This is a genomic window from Acinetobacter wuhouensis, from assembly GCF_001696605.3.
GTDB classification, from domain to species: Bacteria; Pseudomonadota; Gammaproteobacteria; order Pseudomonadales; family Moraxellaceae; genus Acinetobacter; species Acinetobacter wuhouensis.
Genome location: NZ_CP031716.1, coordinates 450935 through 468793, shown reverse-complemented (window position 1 = coordinate 468793; position 17859 = coordinate 450935). Strand labels below are relative to the sequence as shown.

The following is a 17859-nucleotide window of genomic DNA, read 5'->3' as shown; positions in this document are numbered from 1 at the left end:
CTGTTTAAAATAATGAATCGATGTCATTGTTGGTGGATTTAGAACTGTTCTATTCAAATAGTTTTCCTTTTGTTCTTTTTATAGACTGACTATAAATGAAATGAGACCAAATCATATAGCAAAAACTTGTATATAAACTTTTCATAAATTCTAAAAACAAGCTGTAAAACCAATCAATGAAAAAAACTTAAAATTTACTTTGATTTATTCTTAAAATTTCTAAATAATAAATTACGCATAAAATTTCTTTATGGATGGATAGACAATGAATTTAGCAGCCTTTGAAGCTTTCGTAAAAGTAATGGAAACAGGATCTATTTCCATGGCAGCAGAACATCTGTTTATTACCCAACCTGCTGTGACCAAACGAATACATAGTTTAGAAGAGTATTTTGGCGTCAAACTTTTTGAGTCTGCGGGACGTGGTGTGCAAGCAACGCATGCGGCTCATTCACTATTGCCTAAAGTTAAAAGTTGGTTAAATGAATTAGGTGACATTCACCATACACTAAGCCATGAACAAGGCGAAGTCCGTGGAAAATTAAAGATTGGTACCAGTCACCATATTGGTCTACACCATTTACCACAGCATTTAAAAAAATACGTTCAACAATTTCCTGAAGTGAAATTGGATGTGCATTTTGTAGATTCGGAACAGGCGCATGAACAAGTACTTGCGGGTGATTTAGAATTAGCTTTCTTAACCTTACCTCCGCAAGGTGATGAACGCCTCAGCTATATCACCATTTGGAATGATCCTTTGGTTTTTGTGGTTGCACCATTTCATCCACTTGCACAAAAGAAGAATCTCAAATTAGAAGACTTAATTGAATATCCAAGTCTGCTTCCAGCAGCACAAACCTATACTAGCCAAATCACCTTGGCTGAATTTGAAAAGCAAGGCTTAAAACCGAAAATCACCATGAGCAACAACCCACTTGAGTCGATTCGCATGTTGGTTTCGATTGGGCTAGGCTGGTCTGTTTTACCTAAGACTTTGCTCAATCAAGACTTACATCAGCTCGGCATTCCTTTTGAAATGAATCGTCAATTGGGCATGGTCTGGCACCCTGCGCGTACACAATCACGTGCGGTGCAAGAACTGATTGAAATGATGAAGTAATTTTAAATACTTAAAAGCCGAGCAATCTTTAAACTGCTCGGCATATCATCCATACAAATAAAACCGCACTTCTCTAGAAATGCGGTTTTTGAATCATCAGAATCTCAATATTTTATTTCACTGAATCTTCATGTAATGACTCATTCAGTTGATCTACAACAAGTGCCCACTCACCATCTGACTTAATCTTTTCAGCTAAAAATTGGCGTTGTGATTCTGACCAGATATTGGCTTGGACAATGGTTGTATCTGCATCTAACTGATGGGTTTCGATAAATTTTGCAATTCCCGCTTCACTTGAATCCAAACCCAGTTGTTCAAATAAATTAGTCATTCTTGGACGTGTTTGGCTCATTTTATTTTCTCCAGCAGTTTCTAAAAAATTCTAAAACCAACATAGCATTTTTATTTTTAAAATGAAGCACAAAACCTTTATTTATAAAAATAATTACAAATCTCAGAATTTAAATTTTGAAAATAAAAAACAGCACCTCAGTGCTGTCATTCATCTACTTCATCAATAACACAATCAATCAAATCGACCAATCTTGAATTTCCCAAGCCTGCTCTTTTGCCAAAGCTTCTAAACGATCATCTGGATTAATCGCAAAAGCATGATCTGCATATTCCAACAAGAAACGGTCATTGATTGAATCAGAATAAGCCCATGACTCAGTCACATCACGCCCCTCAAGCCATTGATCCAAACGCGCCAATTTACCTTTTTGATAACATGGAATATTGGTCACTTTGCCTGTGTATTTACCATCTTTGACTTCAGCATTGGTGGCAATGATTTCTGTAATACCAAATTCACGAAAAATCGGTGCAGTAATAAAGTCTGATGTTGCAGTAATCCCAACCAATTCATGTCCTGCATCTTTATGGCGTTGAATCGCCGCAAAACCTTTAGGGCGCATCTGCGGACGAATCACTTTTTGCATAAATAACTGATGTAGTTCAGTTAAGTATTCATTGTCATGCTGAGTTAAAAATTCAAATACAAATTCATTATACGCAATCGGGTCAAGTTGCCCTGCTTTGTAATCTTCATAGAACTTGTCATTCATGGCACGGTGATGGACTGGATCAACCAAGCCTTCATTGACTAAAAACTCGCCCCAAGAATGGTCAGAGTCGGTATTTAATAAGGTGTGATCTAGGTCAAACAACGCCAATTTCATGAAAATACTCGTTCAAACTGAAATTTAAGAAAAAAATTGTAAATCTATCACCGCTAGTCGATAGAAATTCGGTAAGATCATAGCAATTTTACAACATTATTACTTTGACTTTATCGAGTTGGACAAAAGAGTGTGTGTCCCCATATATAAAGTCAAATGAAATTAACAATTTTTAGGTAGCCAAATGATCGACTCAGAAGGTTTCCGACCTAACGTCGGGATCATTTTGGCAAATGATATTGGACAAGTGTTATGGGCAAAACGCATTGGTCACAATGCATGGCAATTTCCTCAAGGGGGGATCCAGTTTGGAGAAACTCCTGAGCAAGCTCTTTATAGAGAACTACGAGAAGAAGTTGGGCTCCTACCCGAGCACGTCCAAATAATCGCCCAGACAGATGACTGGTTGCATTATCGTTTGCCGCTTCGATACATTCGCTCGGATTCCGATCCGATTTGTATTGGACAAAAACAGAAATGGTTTTTACTCAAACTGACAGCTTCAACGAAACATATTCAGTTGAATTTGTCTGACCCGCCAGAATTTGACCAATGGCAATGGGTGAGTTACTGGTACCCGCTTGGTCAAGTGGTGAATTTTAAACGTGATGTTTATCGTAAAGCGATGATGGAGTTATGCATGCAGATGCCACAGCATGGTGCTGAAATTTCTTCAAAAATTTGAATGATTTTTCAAAACAGTGCTGTTATAAATAATTGCAAATGAAATCGCGTTAAACCGAACATAAATAAGGAGCATACCTTCATGTCGAACATGCAACTGGACACCCTAAGACGCATTGTGCAAGAAATCAATGCGTCCGTCAGTTTGCATGAGTCTTTAGAAATTATGGTCAGCCAAGTTTCTGAAGCAATGCATGTCGATGTATGCTCGATTTATCTTTTAGATGAACGAAATCAACGTTATGTGTTGATGGCAACTAAAGGTTTAAACCCAGAATCTGTAGGCAATGTTTCATTGCAACTCGGTGAAGGCTTGGTCGGCTTAGTCGGTCAACGTGAAGAAATTGTCAACTTAGACAATGCCTTTAAACATGAGCGCTTTGCCTATTTCCCTGAAACAGGGGAAGAAGTCTATAACTCTTTCCTTGGTGTTCCAGTCATGTACCGTCGTAAAGTGATGGGCGTGATGGTGGTTCAAAATAAAGAATCTCAAGATTTCAGTGAAGCCGCTGAATCCTTCCTCGTCACATTATGCGCGCAACTTTCGGGTGTCATCGCACATGCACATGCTGTCGGGAATATTGATGTTTTCCGTAAACCAAGCAGTTCATCTAACTATAAAACCTTCCAAGGTTCTTCTGGTGCAGGTGGTATTGCTTTAGGGCGCGCCATTATTCTCTACCCACCTGCGGATTTGGCGGCTGTGCCAGATCGTGATGCTGATGATATTAGTGAAGAGCTTGAACTTTTAGATCGTGCAATTTCTGATGTTCGCACTGAGATCCAATCCCTCGACGATAAAATGCAAGATTCACTCATGGCTGAAGAACGAGCGCTATTTAGCGTGTTCTTACGCATGTTAGATGAAAATGCTTTACCGAGTGAGATTAAAGAAATCATCCGTGATGGTAGTTGGGCACAAGGTGCAGTAAAGCATGTCATCGACCGTCATGTCGCATTGTTTGCGCAAATGGAAGATGACTACTTACGTGAACGTGTGTCTGATTTAAAAGATCTTGGACGACGCATCTTAGCAGCTTTGCAAGAAGGCGATACCAGTCATAAAGAAATCACGTCTGAAAGTATTTTAATCGGTGAAGAAATCAGTACTGCAGCATTGGTTGAATTACCTGTTGATAAAATTGCAGCCATTGTCACGTCTGAAGGCGCTGCCAATTCACACATGGTGATCGTGGCGCGTGCGCTCGGTATTCCGACAGTCGTTGGCGTGACTGAATTACCTGTAAATACCCTCGATGATGTTGAAATGATCGTCGATGCTTATCAAGGTCGTGTGTTTGTAAATCCACCACGGCGTTTGCGTACTCGTTATAAAGAGATTCAAAAAGAAGAAGAACAAATTGCCAAAGATTTAAAGCAATACGAAACTAAAGATTCAATCACGCCCGATGGTGTTGCGGTCAAGTTGTACGTCAATACAGGCTTAATGATTGATGTGGTTCGTGGTGTACAACGTGGTGCCAAAGGTGTTGGCTTATATCGTTCAGAAATTCCGTTCATGCTCCGTGAACGCTTTCCAGGTGAAGAAGAACAACGTGCGATTTATCGTCAACAGCTCAGTCACTTTGCCAATAAGCCTGTGGTGATGCGTACCCTGGATATTGGTGCAGATAAAGACTTGCCTTATTTCCAAATTGAAGAAGAAAACTCAGCTTTGGGATGGCGTGGGATTCGTTTCACACTCGATCATCCTGAGATTTTTTCTTCACAAATTCGTGCCATGCTCAAAGCCAGTATCGGTCTGAATAATCTGCATATTTTACTGCCGATGGTGACCAGTGTCAGTGAAGTTGAAGAAGCACTTTATCTGCTTGAACGTGACTGGATGGCGGTTCAGGAAGAGGAACAAGTTAAAATCACCAAACCTAAAATCGGCATCATGGTCGAAGTACCGAGTGTGCTTTTACAGATTGGTGAGTTTGCTGAACTGGTGGATTTCTTCTCAGTCGGTTCGAATGACTTGATTCAATATTTACTTGCAGTTGACCGTAATAACCCCCGTGTGTCGAGTGTGTATTCTCACTTCCACCCTTCTGTACTACGTGCCTTAACGCGTTTGGTTCAGGAATGTCATAAGTATGACAAACCGATCAGTATCTGTGGTGAAATGGCAGGGGATCCATTGTCTGCAATTTTACTTATGGCTATGGGTTTCAATACACTGTCGATGAGTTCAAGTAATATTCTTCGTGTGCGCAAAGCAATTTGCCATGTATCGATGACAGATGCTCAAAAGCTTTTGGAAGAAGTCGTGGCGATGAATAACCCATTGATGGTGAAAAGTTGGATGGAATACTTCTTCCGTCATCATGGTTTAGCAGATATGGTGAAATCGAATCGTTTGGTGAATGTTTAATTTGAAGGTTTATTTTTAAGTTAAATATTTTTATTGTTAATATTTCAATGTATTAAGCACAAATTTGAAGCATTAAAAAAGGGAGATAATCATTTGAGTATCCCCCTTTTTTGTGTTTTGCATAGCCTCGTTTTGCATTCTTTTTTCGATCTACAAAAGTTTGGCTCTTGTTAAAATCGTTCATGTGTTTTGCCACAAAGTTGTGAATTACAACTTCAGGCGCAGCTTTTTTCTTCGCCATTTTATTTACCTTTTAGACTGTATGTTCACCGCAGAATTGGTGATGCGGTGCAAGGCTGATATTACGCCTTTTTGTATAGAATACAAGCGGATTTTATTTCAAGCGCTATTTTAAAGCATGCAAATTTGTCAGGCATTATTCAGCATCCCAACCAATAACAATAAACGTGTTTTCACTCTTATCAGAACCGACCATGATACGAGAGTGATCTACTTCTGAATTTTTTTGTATTAACACGCGATCCAACCATTTTTGATACTTTTTTTCACGTTGGTCTCTTTGTCGATAAAAATCCATACCATCTGTGTGATCATAATCATCATTAATTGCAGGAATCCTGATGGTCACTTTCTCAATCTGATGATCTACAAAATAGACAGAAATATTGATTTCACTTCCATTTTCAAAAAAAGTGTAATCAATATAATCCACAGTAACCTCACCCTACGGTCTATTTGAAACAAATGATTTTTTCGGAAAATGCTTCTCAATATCTATAAACCGAGTATCTTCATTAAATTCAATATCTTGAAGGTATATTTTTGTTGGGTATTGCTCTATTCTACAACTCATATTGAACTCACTTATTATTAGGAGGTCTGAAAATTACCGACCTCATAAACGCACTATCATGTAGGGGAATAGATATATTCACAACACCTTAAAGCCTATATAAAACTATTTTTTCAGCAGAATAGTCGAATGACAGAACAAATATTTTCACCGCTTAAAATAAAGACCATGATAACAATCAGTTATAGCCTGAAAAAACACAGTCTTACATTAAGTTTCATTAAAATACAAAATAATCAAATATTTTCAACAAGTTAAATTTGCTTTATTTTTAAAACGTATATATATTGTATATACATTTTGATTTTCACCTTTGGGGATAAATACGTGATGGCTGAATTACCCAAAAAGACAAAGGTGAATAAAAAAGATGGTCAGCTCTTAATTCGCATTAACAGTGCTGAACGGGATGAGTTTTTACAATTGTGTGAAAGTCTTGATACCAGTGCAGCACGTGAGTTAAGAAAATTTATCCGTAGTTTTATCAAAAAGCATCAGCCAACGGATAGCAAAACAAAGGAGTAACATGATGTCAAAGCAAGTTAAATCTTTAAAGAAACAAATCAAAGCGCGTTTGGACAAAATTTCAAAGCACGAAGGTAAATTGAAAAAGCTCCAAAAAAAGCTTAAAAAACAAAAGTAATTTTCAATAATTACGTGTTAAAAGTATCAGCTTCAAATCAAACCTGATTTAAGCGTATGAAGGTCATCATCATGATGACCTTCGCTGATTTGGGCATTTAAAAAATTATTTCAACTCGCCAAAGCCCTTTGCAACAGTCGTTCCACATCCACTGCTTTTGCATCCACCATTCCCACGACCCGTCCATGGAATTCACTATAACGTGTTGCGATAAATGCATCAGAGACAAAATCAGGTGCATACTGTTTCAGTAAAATCGCTTGTGCCAAAATCACCAAACGACTCACCAGACTACGTGCCATAAACTGCATTTCATCGGCTTGTAAACTGCTGAATAATTTAAACAAAGACTGCAATTCATTCTGTAAAACAGCATCACTTGAAGCCACTTTGGCGAATGATTGGAACAGGACTTCGATGGACTCACGATCACGTTGAATCGCACGTAATACATCTAAACACATGACATTGCCCGAACCTTCCCAAATGGTGTTTACAGGCGCTTCTTTAAAAATGCGAGCCATGATGCCTGTGTCCACATAACCATTACCACCGAAGACTTCCATCATTTCGCCCGTCAGTTCCACAGCACGTTTACATACCCAAAATTTAGATGCAGGGGTCATGATGCGTTTCCATGCCAACGACATTTCATCATCTTGCTCATAACAATGTGCGAGATGAAAACTCAGTTGCATTGCTGCTTCGGTTTCCAATGCTAAATCCGCGAGTACCCCTTGCATTAAAGGTTGTTCAGCTAAATGCTTTCCGAAAGCTTTACGCTGACGGGTATAGGCAACGCACTGCACCAATGCCTGACGTAGCATCGCACTTGAACCCACCGAGCAAGTCAAACGGGTGTAATTCGCCATTTCAATAATGGTCGGAATACCACGCCCTGCCTCACCGATCATAATGCCCCACGCATTTTTAAATTCGACTTCTGAACTTGAGTTACTGCGATTGCCAACTTTGTCTTTTAGACGTTGCACGTGAATATTGTTTTTCGTGCCATCTTCCAGCCAACGCGGTACAAAGAAACACGCCAAACCATCTTGTTCAGTTTTCGCCACCACCAAATGTGCATCACACATTGGCGCAGAGAAAAACCATTTATGCCCTGTCAGCAAATAGGCTTTGCCACGACCTGATTCCGCCACAGGAACTGCAACAGTTTCATTGGCACGGACATCTGAACCGCCCTGCTTTTCCGTCATGCCCATGCCCATCCAGATGGATTTTTTTTGAGCAATAGGAATGTCACGTTCATCATATTCATTGGACAGTAATTTTTCACCGATTTTTGCCCAAAGCTCAGGTTCATTCTGAATCAGTGGAATACTACCTAAAGTCATTGAGTTTGGACATAAATTGCCACATTCGACCTGTCCACTTAAGAAGAAGCGTGCTGCCCAATCCACCCATTTTGAGGTCGATTGTGACTGATTTTGTGCATCACTAAATGGATAAGCATGGGTATGGAACTGACGATTCAAGCCCATCCATTTATGCCATGCAGGGTGAAATTCCAGAAAATCTTTACGGCGACCACGTGCATCAAAACTATGTAATTCAGGTGTATGACGATTGGCTAGGTCTGCATATTGATAATATTCTGCTGAACCGACAATCTCTCCAAACTCAGCTAAAGTCTGCTGATCTTGACTGCCATAGCGTTGTAATATTTCTTGTAGGACTTGATCAGTGCTGAATAAATTATAGTTTTGCAATTCATCAAATTGGTTGCTGATCTCATGGGTTTTCCATGCTGTAGTTGTTCCAAGTTGTGCTGTGTTCATGCTGAAATCCTGTCTTGTTGTTTTGTCTAATTACATTCAGTATAGATGAAAATCTGTGGATGGATGTTCGGGTTATTTTTATGGTTTTGCCTGCAATCAATGTGCGTCGTAAACCTCGCCAATCAAGGGCTCGTATCACTCAAGAAGCCTTGATGGAAAGTTTTGTTCGGCTTTTGCATGAACGCCCTGCCAGTGAAATTACCATTCGGGAAATCACCGATGTTGCAGGTGTCGGCTTGGGAACTTTTTATGAGTATTTTTCCAAGAAAGAAGATTTGATTGCTTTGACTATTCATCAACATGTGAAAAGTAATGCTGAAGCTTTAAAAAGTTATGCACAAAGTCTGATCGAGTTATCCACAAATTTTGATTTTTCAGCATATTTACAGCAAGTCATTCATTTTCAGTTACAGGAAATTCAGGCACAACAGTTTTTATGGGCGCAGACTTTTTTGTTAGAACGGCAAATTTCGAGTATTGAAATTTATCGTAAAAGTTATGACATGATGGTGCAAATGTGGCAAAGCATTCTCATACCTTTTATTCAGGATCATGAGCAATTGAATCGGATCAGTTTAAATGTGCAACGGGTTTGCTATGGTGTGATTTCTCAAACTTTATTGATTGAGCCTGAGTTTGGGGAGTGGGATGCTTTGGAGAGTGATGTGCTTGGTTTTATAAAAAGTTTAATGGAGATATAGTTTTACACTACCATAATCATATTTGGAATCTCCGACTTTAAAACTGTCCCGAATTACGACTTATCCATTTTTTTATTTCACCTAAGATGACAGGTGCAAATATAAATAATGTCAGGAGGACATATGTATAAGGTAATTAATGTGATGGCAAGTGTGTGTCTCCTTGTTATAGGGCTCAGTGCTTGTGGAGACAATGATAATAATCAGACTGTTTCAATCACTCCACCCACTTCAGAACCTACAAGTGACTGTTTCTGGCAAGGTCCTTATGTCATCGACAATCCCAGAACCAACTTTGCATTTCCTGACACTGGAAGTACCTACTGGAGTGCAAAATACACCTTACCCGAAGGTGCAAATTTAAGATTAAAAGGAGATTTCCCTTACGCAAGATATATGTCCATTAACAGCTATAGAGAAGATACAACCCCTGCTTATACCATCAGCGATAGTAAAATCATTCCCGATCAGAATAATATCAACCCCTTTATCGATGGTAATGCGAGAAATAATCCCAATCGAGCTTATAGCTTAAATATTACAGCAGGTGAAGCGCCTGAAATGGGAGGTACAGCAAATACCATTTATGATGCGACTAAATCAGGGAATCCTGCTTTATTGGTTTATCGTGTTTATGTTGCAGATAAAGGTAAAAGCTTAATGGGAGGTGTCAAACTTCCTCAGGTCGAACTAACCACCCGACAAGGTGAAGTACTTACAGGTGAAGCCGCCTGCTCTGCCCTTAAAGCATCTAACGAAATCGTCAGTATTCCACTCCTTTCAGCAGATACCTATGCCAAAGCCCGACTGAATAACCCTGCGCAACCAGTTCCTGTATGGCGGGCTTCTTATAGTATGTTACACAGCGTACAGTGTGATTTTTATGGTGTCTGCGATACTGACCCAGTACGTAGCGTGGGCTATTATGCCAATCTGGATAACCAGTATATATCGACATTTGTAGACCGAAATATAAAACCAATTGTAGTGATTCGAGGAAAAATTCCATCCGTACCGAAAACCTATAATGCTGAACAAATTTTTAACACTAAAAACTCTCAGCTAAGATACTGGTCCATTTGTCAGAATGAATTTTACTCGCAGAAAGTCACTTCCTGCCTGTTCGATGAACAAATTGATACCGATGCCAAAGGTGAATTTACCATTGTGACCAGTCTGCCAGAAGATCGTCCAAAAAATGCGACTAAAGAATGTGGTGTAGGTTATCTGAAATGGTCAGATCAGGGTGATGGTTTTTCTATTGTAAAAGGGCGTGAAGATCATAAAACGGATGGGCGATTAATTATTCGCAATATGCTTCCTACTGGTAATTTTTACAATGCCATTCAGAACACTCAAAAACCAGGCGATGAAGCTCAGGTACTTGGAGAGTATTTACCTAAGGCTGAATATTATACCAAACAGGAGTTTGAAGCTTTAGGATGTAATCCTTCATAAAATTCAAGCTGATATAGGGTGAAAAATTTAGATTTTTGCCCTATATTCTTTTGGTGTCAGCCCAAACCATGAACGAAATGCCTTATGAAACTGGCTGGTCGCTTTATAGCCCAAGAGTAGACTGATTTTATCCAATGTAAGCTGAGAATAGTTCAAATAATGGTGAATTCTATTTTTTCTGACTTCCAGTAAAATATCATTAAAATTCATCCCCTCCTCTTTCAGTCTACGCTGCATAGTCCGAATACTCATACTCAATGTTCTGGCTATATTTTCACGTGTTGGTGAAATGAACCCCAATGTCACCTGCAAGATAATTCTGACCATTTCATTAAAAAGCATTTGGGGGAACTGCATTTTTATCGCATGAATAATTGGGTTAATTAATAATGGATAATCACTTTCATGTGTGATCCCAGAAGTTTGATAAATCAACTTATTCATATCATGCGAAAAAGTAGGCTGACAGTAAAAAGTCTGATGATATAACTTACTATTGACCACTTCCTGCTGATGTGTAAATTGCACACCAATAGGTCTCTTATCAATAAAATTATGCACCAGTCTGGAAAAAGCAAACATCATGCCTTCTATCTGATGTTTAGACACTAACTCAGGAAGATTGGGGTTAAAATCAACCACGATTTTGTGATTGTATTCCTCACAATGCATAGCAACAACCTCAGTCATCATGCCATAGTAATGACTTGCCATTCTTAAAACTAAAATTTCAGGTAATTCAATATTTCTCGATAAAATAGGTTCTAGACTAAATTTCATCACATAATAAAAAGGAGAACGTTGTAAATTATAATTTTGAACAACTTTAAGCCCTAAATTGGGTTCATCAATGAAGCTTGCGATTTGGTTATATTCTTGGCTGACAATTTCTAAAGGAACTCGATCATTGTTGTAATTGTCTAAATTTACCCATTCCTTTGAAACTAAGTCATAAATATGAGCATAACCATTTTCCATTGCCCATGAATAAAACCCCATTCTGTTATTCTGAACAACATACTTATGGACACTAAAAAATTCCTTGACCATAGCAAAAATCCATTCTTACTATTTATAGAGATGATTAATTTCCAATAATAATCTGAATATCGTACAAAGTCAGACTTTTCAATAAACCGTTCAGTTCCACAAAAAAACCGCCCTCAGGCGGTTTTCTTACATCTTAAATGACTTATTTCACATCAAAGCGGTCAGCATTCATAACTTTCGTCCAAGCCGCCACGAAGTCTTTGACAAACTTCTCTTTGTTGTCGTCTTGCGCATAGACTTCTGCATAAGAACGAAGAATCGAGTTAGAACCAAATACCAGATCCACACGGCTTGCAGTCCATTTTACATCGCCAGATTTACGCTCAACGATGTTATATGAATTCTTACCCGTCGGTTTCCAGTTAAAGTTCATATCCGTTAGATTCACGAAGAAATCATTAGTGAGAACACCAACTTTATCTGTAAACACACCTGCTTTATCGTCCGCATAGTTTGCGCCAAGTACACGCAAACCACCGACAAGAACAGTCATTTCAGGTGCAGTCAAACCAAGCAATTGTGCACGATCAAGCAACATTTCTTCAGGCTGAACCACATAATCTGCTTTTAAGAAGTTACGGAAACCATCTGCTTTCGGCTCGAAATCTTCAAAAGAATAAGCATCTGTTTGTTCCTGAGTCGCATCACCACGACCTGCAAGGAATGGAACTTTGATGTTCACACCCGCATCTTGCGCTGCTTTCTCAACCGCTGCTGTACCACCGAGTACGATTAAATCTGCAATGCTGACTTTCTTCACTAAGCCCGCTTGAATTTCTTCAAGTTTCGCAATAACTTTAGCTAAACGAGCAGATTCATTCCCTTCCCAGTCTTTTTGCGGTGCAAGGCAAATACGTGCACCATTGGCACCACCACGATAGTCCGAACCACGGAAAGTACGTGCGCTATCCCAAGCGGTTGCGATCAATTCAGCAGAAGTTAAACCACTGTTCAGTAGCTTTACTTTTAAATTCGTCACTTCGACATCAGACAATGAGTAATCTGCTTTTGGAATAGGATCTTGCCAAATTAAATCTTCATTTGGAACATCTGCACCCAAGTAGCGAGTTTTTGGTCCCATATCACGATGGGTGAGTTTGAACCAAGCACGGGCAAATACATCAGCTAATTTGGCAGGATTTTGATAGAAATCTTCAGCAATTTTACGGTACGCAGGGTCAAATTTCAGTGCCATATCGGCATCTGTCATCATCGGATTACGACGTACATTTGGATTGTGTGCATCGACAGGTTTGTCTTCCTCTTTGATGTTCACAGGTTCCCATTGTTTTGCACCCGCAGGACTGAGCGTTTTTTCCCATTCATACGTGAACAGTAAATACAGGAATTCATTGTCCCATTTGTCAGGATGTATTGTCCAAGCACCTTCAAGACCACTGACCATGGTATTTGCGCCATTGCCTGTACCTTCTGAGTTGTGCCAACCGAGACCTTGGAATTCTACATCTGCACTTTCTACATCTGCACCGAGGTTTTCAGCTTTACCATTACCATGTGCTTTACCCACGGTATGACCACCTACAGTGAGGGCAACAGTTTCTTCATCATCCATACCCATACGGTCAAAAGTAACACGCATGTCTTGTGCTGTACGCAGTGGATCTTGGACACCATCAACACCTTCAGGGTTGACATAGATCAAGCCCATTTGTACCGCAGCAAGTGGATTTTCTAAAGATGAACGATCCGCATCACTTGCATAACGTTCTTTGGTCGGTGCAAGCCATTGGCGTTCTTCACCCCAGTAAATATCTTTTTCAGGTGCCCAAATATCTAAACGACCACCACCGAAACCAAAGGTTTTTAAACCTGCCACATCATAAGCAACTGTTCCTGCGAGGACGATCAAGTCACCCCAAGAGATTTTATTACCATATTTCTGTTTGATTGGCCAAAGTAGACGACGACCTTTATCAGTATTGACGTTATCAGGCCAACTGTTTAAGGGTGCAAAGCGTTGGTTACCTGTGTTCGCACCGCCACGACCATCTTGTTTACGATACGAACCTGCCAAGTGCCATGCGGTACGTACGAACATACCAATATAGCTGCCATAGTCCGATGGCCACCAATCTTGGCTTGAATTAATCAGTTCACGTAAGTCTTGTTTTACTGCCTCCAAATCCAATGATTTAAATGCTTTGGCATAATCAAAATCTGGGTCCATCGGATTGGTTTTTTTGTCATGTTGAGAAAGAATATCGAGATTCAGCGCATTCGGCCACCAATCTGCATTATTGGTGCTGGCTACACTGGTCTGCCCACCGGCTTGATGGAAAGGGCAACCTGAAGCTGGCTTATTGTTATCCATGTATAATTTCCTCATTCATCAATTTTGATTAAAAATTTAACCGTTTAAAAATTCTGCTACAGCACCAACATAGCGGTTTTTCATGACAAGCTAAAGTGAATTTAACGAATAAAAACAATCGGATTCTTCTATTTAAAATCTTAAAATTGAATGATTTACAATAATTCAGCGATTTAGCAACATTTTCTCGACTATTTCCTTACAAAGTTTAGGTGATTCATTATTTTCATCATACTTTTCGATTATTCCGATGGTTTAAAAATGTACCGATACAGACTGTTTTTTCGCCCAATAATTTCAGTTATAGTGAGCTTAAGCGCTGAATAAAATGAGCCTGTGAATGTCAAAAATAAGCACTGAAAATCATATTGTCCTGACTAAGGACAGCATTGAACAGATCATTCAACAACATGACATTGTGTTATTTGATGCGATTTGTGTGTTATGCAATGCTTGGACAGAATTTCTGATCAAATACGATATAGGTGCTCGATTTAAACTCGCCTCAGTTCAGTCTGATTTAGGACAAGCCATTTTAAAATTTTATCAAATGCCAACAGACCATTTTGACACCATGTTAGTGATTAAAAATGGGCAAATGTACACCGAATCTACTGCATTTTTAAAAGTGATCGAAGACTTGGGGCAACCTTTTTCAAGTTTAAAAGTCGGTTATGTCATGCCGAAATTGCTCCGAGATTTTCTCTACCGCCGAGTGGCTTTCAATCGTTATCGCTTATTTGGAAAAATGCAGCATTGCACCCTTCCTTCTGCTGAAAATAAACAGCATTTTTTGGAAAATGTCATTAATGGATAAGTCTATTCAAAAGGCATTACTCACAATAAATATCAGCTTAGCGATCTTATGGATTTATCAAGGTATCGTGCCGAAAATTATCTTTAAAGCAGCAGAAGAACGAAAGTTTTGGGAATTTCTAGAGATTGATCAATCGAGCATGATGCTGTTTATTACACTTTCAGGTGTGATCGAGATCATTTATGGCTGTTTATTTTTAGTATTTCGACAATCTAAGTTACTTCATTATCTCAATATTTTTGGCTTAGTTGGTTTAGTAGTCACAGTTGCGGTCATTTATCCACAATATTTCACTGCTGGCTTTAACCCTTTTGCAATGAATGTTGCGATGGCTACTTTATCTGTCGTTGCGATTCAACTGATCAATATTCAACATAGTCAAAACGTTACAACCTGACATTTTGACCGAAATCTTCTTTCCAACCCTTTGTTTCTACTGCAATCTGTGAAGCCAATTTACTTTTCACTTCTTTGAGAAGTTGTGTACGTTCCTGTCCATGTACAAACCGCGCTTTATAACGTGTTTGCATTTGCTGAATATAGTTATTTAATGCAAATTTATCTTTTTGAGTTTTTGGTTGTGTTGTTAAAAACTGTAGATAATCCTGATCTGGATTTGTCTCCAATGGATTGCTAATAGTATCCTCCACATAAACCACAGCACTGATTAATTTGACCATCCCTTTTGAATCGACTGAATAAACCTGCTTACGCACGCCATAAGGAAATGTCCACAAACCCTGTCGATCCCCTGCCGCCCAATAACTATAGAAAATGACTTGATTATTTTTAACCTCGTAGTCACCTAACTCTATGGTGAGAATACTGCAATCTCCCGTACTTAAACGTTGAGTATGGGTCAGCAGCTTTTTATCGCCACGATATAATTCAAGATTGTCTTGTTCAAACCCCTCTTCGGTTTCACCCTGCGTAGTTCTAATTTCAAAATGATGTTGGTTTATATTAAGAGGTTTTGCCTGTACAGCAACTGTACCAAGCATTAGTAAAATCAACATCAAAGGTTTGAATATTTTCATTATTTTTCTCTTTTTATTGATTAAACAACATCTCACTGAATAAAAAGCGTCATTTTACCTACTCAAAGCCTCGTTTTAAAGCCCCCAAGCTTTAGCAAAGTCCTCTCTTTCCTTACATAATCTTTTAAACACAGGCAACTTCTCACCGGCTTGGCTCAAGGTTTGGGTCTGACGATATAAATCTACTTTTTTCACTAATTTATAATTTTGATCATCCTTACTTTGGTATTGTTCAAGCACTTTAAAGGTCTGATCTTTACATAGAACCTGATAGTAATTGACCACAGATGTTTTCTTAGTAGGTTCAATCTTCTTAATCCACGCCTCAACCAACTGAATCCCATCATTCACAGTCAAATCATTTTGAAAATATTGTGTTTGCTTATCCTGATAAATCAATCTCCAATCATTTGAACCTTCCATACCATCAAAGCTATATTTTTCTTCTATCGGCTTTGCAGCATAGTTGGGTACAACATCATGTCGATCTGCAACAGCATCAACAACATCAGCAGGCTTATCACCAGCATAATCGACTAGATCCGCATCAGCGGTTTGATCATGGTCTACATGCTTTGATTTTGCATGAGCAACATCAAAAGACAAGATGAGAAAAGGTAATACCAAAAATCGTAAACTCATTTTTTTCATATTCAACATCCTTGTTCATTTTTATATTAGACCACTAACTTACGCCCTTCACGGATACAATAAAACGGATTGACCATTTTCGACGAATGTTTCATGGCTTTTTGCAAATCTTGTTCAGGCTGATCACGTGCTTCATCGGTCAGTTGGAATGTACGGTAATGTATAGCCAAAGAACGCTTGGCTTGTAAATCCAAATGCGCTTGAAAAGCATCTTGCGGATTCATATGCATATATTGCATCAATGCTCTAGGTTCATACGCCCCGATCGGCAACAAAGCAATGCGTGGTGTTCCTAAACGCTTTTGAATTTCTTTGAAATGTGGTGAATAGCCTGTATCTCCCGCAAAGAAGAAATGACCATGTTCAGAAATAATGGAGAAACCGCCCCACAATGCAATATTCTGATCACGTAAGCCACGACCAGAACCATGTTGTGCGGGGGTATAAATAATTTTCAAATTTTTAAATAAAGCCGATTGCCACCAGTCCATTTCAATCACATGAAATGCTTTAGGCAGATATGATCCATTGCCTAAACCTGTATAAATCGGCATACCGAATTTATTGTGTAGCCATCTTAAAGATGCCAAATCCATGTGATCATAGTGATTATGACTCAATAAAACGGCATGAATCTCTGGAAGTTGTTCCAAGGCAATTCCCGATGGAATCACCCGTTTAGGTCCTCGCCCTTGTTTAGGACTGACGTAATCTGCCCAAACTGGATCGGTTAAAAAGTTGTACGGTCCTATTTGTACCAAGACCGTTGCATGACTAACAAACCAGACTTGCCAATCATTGTCATCAGCATCTGGACGGTTTTGCGGTAATGTTCGTTTAGTTGCATAGAATTCAGCGGCTTCTTTGGCTGAATCGACATTCCATGTATAAGACTTACGTGTGCCTAACCATTTCATCAAATCCCAACGACTACGCCCTTCAGGTCGACGTTGTTGATTAAAAAAACGTTCCCCATTGTGATAATTCGAACCAATCACTTTAAATAACGGTTTCGCCCATGTATGCGATAAACAGTTTTCAGTATCAATTCGATAATGTAATTGCTGAACATTTTCAGATGGAACTACAGCAGATTGAACCTTATTCTCATGGTTCTTCTTATCTAAAATCGTCTCATCTTGTTTCGTTTTTTCTTCAAAACGGACAATTGGCTCTTGTTTCGACATGA

Annotated in this window: 18 protein-coding genes; 8 read left to right on the top strand and 10 right to left on the bottom strand. The window is 39.0% G+C overall.

The window, feature by feature from the left end; all coding sequences use genetic code 11:
• Positions 1-265 precede the first annotated feature (265 nt).
• A complete protein-coding gene (locus tag BEN71_RS02860) occupies positions 266-1123 on the top strand; it encodes a LysR family transcriptional regulator (protein ID WP_068973717.1) in 858 nt (285 codons plus the stop codon).
• 112 nt (positions 1124-1235) lie between these two features.
• Here the strand turns inward: BEN71_RS02860 and BEN71_RS02855 are convergent, their stop codons facing one another.
• Both BEN71_RS02855 and BEN71_RS02850 read right to left on the bottom strand, forming a co-directional pair.
• A complete protein-coding gene (locus BEN71_RS02855) occupies positions 1236-1478 on the bottom strand; it encodes a DUF2789 domain-containing protein (protein ID WP_068973718.1) in 243 nt (80 codons plus the stop codon).
• 178 nt (positions 1479-1656) lie between these two features.
• Positions 1657-2307 carry an HAD family hydrolase gene (locus BEN71_RS02850; protein ID WP_068973719.1) on the bottom strand — a complete coding sequence of 217 codons (651 nt, stop codon included), beginning with the start codon at positions 2305-2307 and terminating at the stop codon, positions 1657-1659.
• Positions 2308-2491: 184 nt separating this feature from the next.
• Here BEN71_RS02850 and BEN71_RS02845 point away from each other — a divergent pair, with 184 nt between their 5' ends.
• Together BEN71_RS02845 and ptsP are read left to right on the top strand one after the other, a co-directional pair.
• Entirely contained in the window at positions 2492-2992 is a 501-nt protein-coding gene (locus BEN71_RS02845) for an RNA pyrophosphohydrolase (RefSeq protein WP_068973720.1), read from the top strand.
• A gap of 81 nt (positions 2993-3073) precedes the next feature.
• Positions 3074-5368: a phosphoenolpyruvate--protein phosphotransferase gene (ptsP, locus tag BEN71_RS02840; protein WP_068973721.1), complete on the top strand. Its 2295-nt coding sequence runs from the start codon at positions 3074-3076 to the stop codon at positions 5366-5368.
• 52 nt (positions 5369-5420) lie between these two features.
• Here the strand turns inward: ptsP and BEN71_RS02835 are convergent, their stop codons facing one another.
• Entirely contained in the window at positions 5421-5609 is a 189-nt protein-coding gene (locus tag BEN71_RS02835; RefSeq protein ID WP_068973722.1) for a DUF7230 family protein, read from the bottom strand.
• Between the two features lie 135 nt (positions 5610-5744).
• A complete protein-coding gene (locus BEN71_RS02830) occupies positions 5745-6041 on the bottom strand; it encodes a hypothetical protein (RefSeq protein ID WP_068973723.1) in 297 nt (98 codons plus the stop codon).
• A gap of 471 nt (positions 6042-6512) precedes the next feature.
• Between BEN71_RS02830 and BEN71_RS02825 the strand changes: the two genes are divergently transcribed.
• Positions 6513-6707: a hypothetical protein gene (locus BEN71_RS02825; protein WP_068973724.1), complete on the top strand. Its 195-nt coding sequence runs from the start codon at positions 6513-6515 to the stop codon at positions 6705-6707.
• A 228-nt stretch (positions 6708-6935) separates the two neighbouring features.
• Here the strand turns inward: BEN71_RS02825 and BEN71_RS02820 are convergent, their stop codons facing one another.
• Entirely contained in the window at positions 6936-8624 is a 1689-nt protein-coding gene (locus BEN71_RS02820) for an acyl-CoA dehydrogenase family protein (protein WP_068973725.1), read from the bottom strand.
• An 80-nt stretch (positions 8625-8704) separates the two neighbouring features.
• Between BEN71_RS02820 and BEN71_RS02815 the strand changes: the two genes are divergently transcribed.
• Together BEN71_RS02815 and BEN71_RS02810 are read left to right on the top strand one after the other, a co-directional pair.
• Complete coding sequence (locus tag BEN71_RS02815; RefSeq protein ID WP_068973916.1) at positions 8705-9325, top strand: TetR/AcrR family transcriptional regulator; 621 nt, start codon at positions 8705-8707, stop codon at positions 9323-9325.
• A gap of 123 nt (positions 9326-9448) precedes the next feature.
• Positions 9449-10783, top strand: a complete 1335-nt coding sequence (locus BEN71_RS02810) for a hypothetical protein (protein ID WP_068973726.1) — start codon at positions 9449-9451, stop codon at positions 10781-10783.
• A 27-nt stretch (positions 10784-10810) separates the two neighbouring features.
• On the opposite strand, the gene BEN71_RS02805 is transcribed toward BEN71_RS02810, so the two are convergent.
• Together BEN71_RS02805 and katG are read right to left on the bottom strand one after the other, a co-directional pair.
• Positions 10811-11761, bottom strand: coding sequence for a helix-turn-helix transcriptional regulator (locus BEN71_RS02805; RefSeq protein ID WP_161553505.1), 951 nt, complete (start codon positions 11759-11761; stop codon positions 10811-10813).
• A gap of 214 nt (positions 11762-11975) precedes the next feature.
• Positions 11976-14165 (bottom strand): catalase/peroxidase HPI, encoded by a 2190-nt coding sequence (gene katG / locus BEN71_RS02800; protein WP_068973728.1) that lies wholly within the window; start codon positions 14163-14165, stop codon positions 11976-11978.
• A gap of 340 nt (positions 14166-14505) precedes the next feature.
• On the opposite strand from katG, the gene BEN71_RS02795 reads away from it, so the two are divergent.
• Positions 14506-14982, top strand: coding sequence for a thiol-disulfide oxidoreductase DCC family protein (locus BEN71_RS02795; protein WP_068973729.1), 477 nt, complete (start codon positions 14506-14508; stop codon positions 14980-14982).
• A complete protein-coding gene (locus BEN71_RS02790) occupies positions 14975-15379 on the top strand; it encodes a DoxX-like family protein (protein ID WP_068973730.1) in 405 nt (134 codons plus the stop codon). Before BEN71_RS02795 ends, BEN71_RS02790 begins: the two co-directional genes overlap by 8 nt.
• Here BEN71_RS02790 and BEN71_RS02785 read toward each other — a convergent pair.
• The 3 genes from BEN71_RS02785 to BEN71_RS02775 all read right to left on the bottom strand — a co-directional run bounded on the left by BEN71_RS02785 (position 15369) and on the right by BEN71_RS02775 (position 17857).
• Positions 15369-16019, bottom strand: coding sequence for a hypothetical protein (locus BEN71_RS02785; protein WP_068973731.1), 651 nt, complete (start codon positions 16017-16019; stop codon positions 15369-15371). The genes BEN71_RS02790 and BEN71_RS02785 overlap by 11 nt on opposite strands.
• Before the next feature lie 75 nt (positions 16020-16094).
• Positions 16095-16670 carry a hypothetical protein gene (locus BEN71_RS02780; RefSeq protein ID WP_068973732.1) on the bottom strand — a complete coding sequence of 192 codons (576 nt, stop codon included), beginning with the start codon at positions 16668-16670 and terminating at the stop codon, positions 16095-16097.
• Between the two features lie 26 nt (positions 16671-16696).
• Complete coding sequence (locus tag BEN71_RS02775; RefSeq protein WP_086322672.1) at positions 16697-17857, bottom strand: MBL fold metallo-hydrolase; 1161 nt, start codon at positions 17855-17857, stop codon at positions 16697-16699.
• Between the last annotated feature and the right edge of the window lie 2 nt (positions 17858-17859).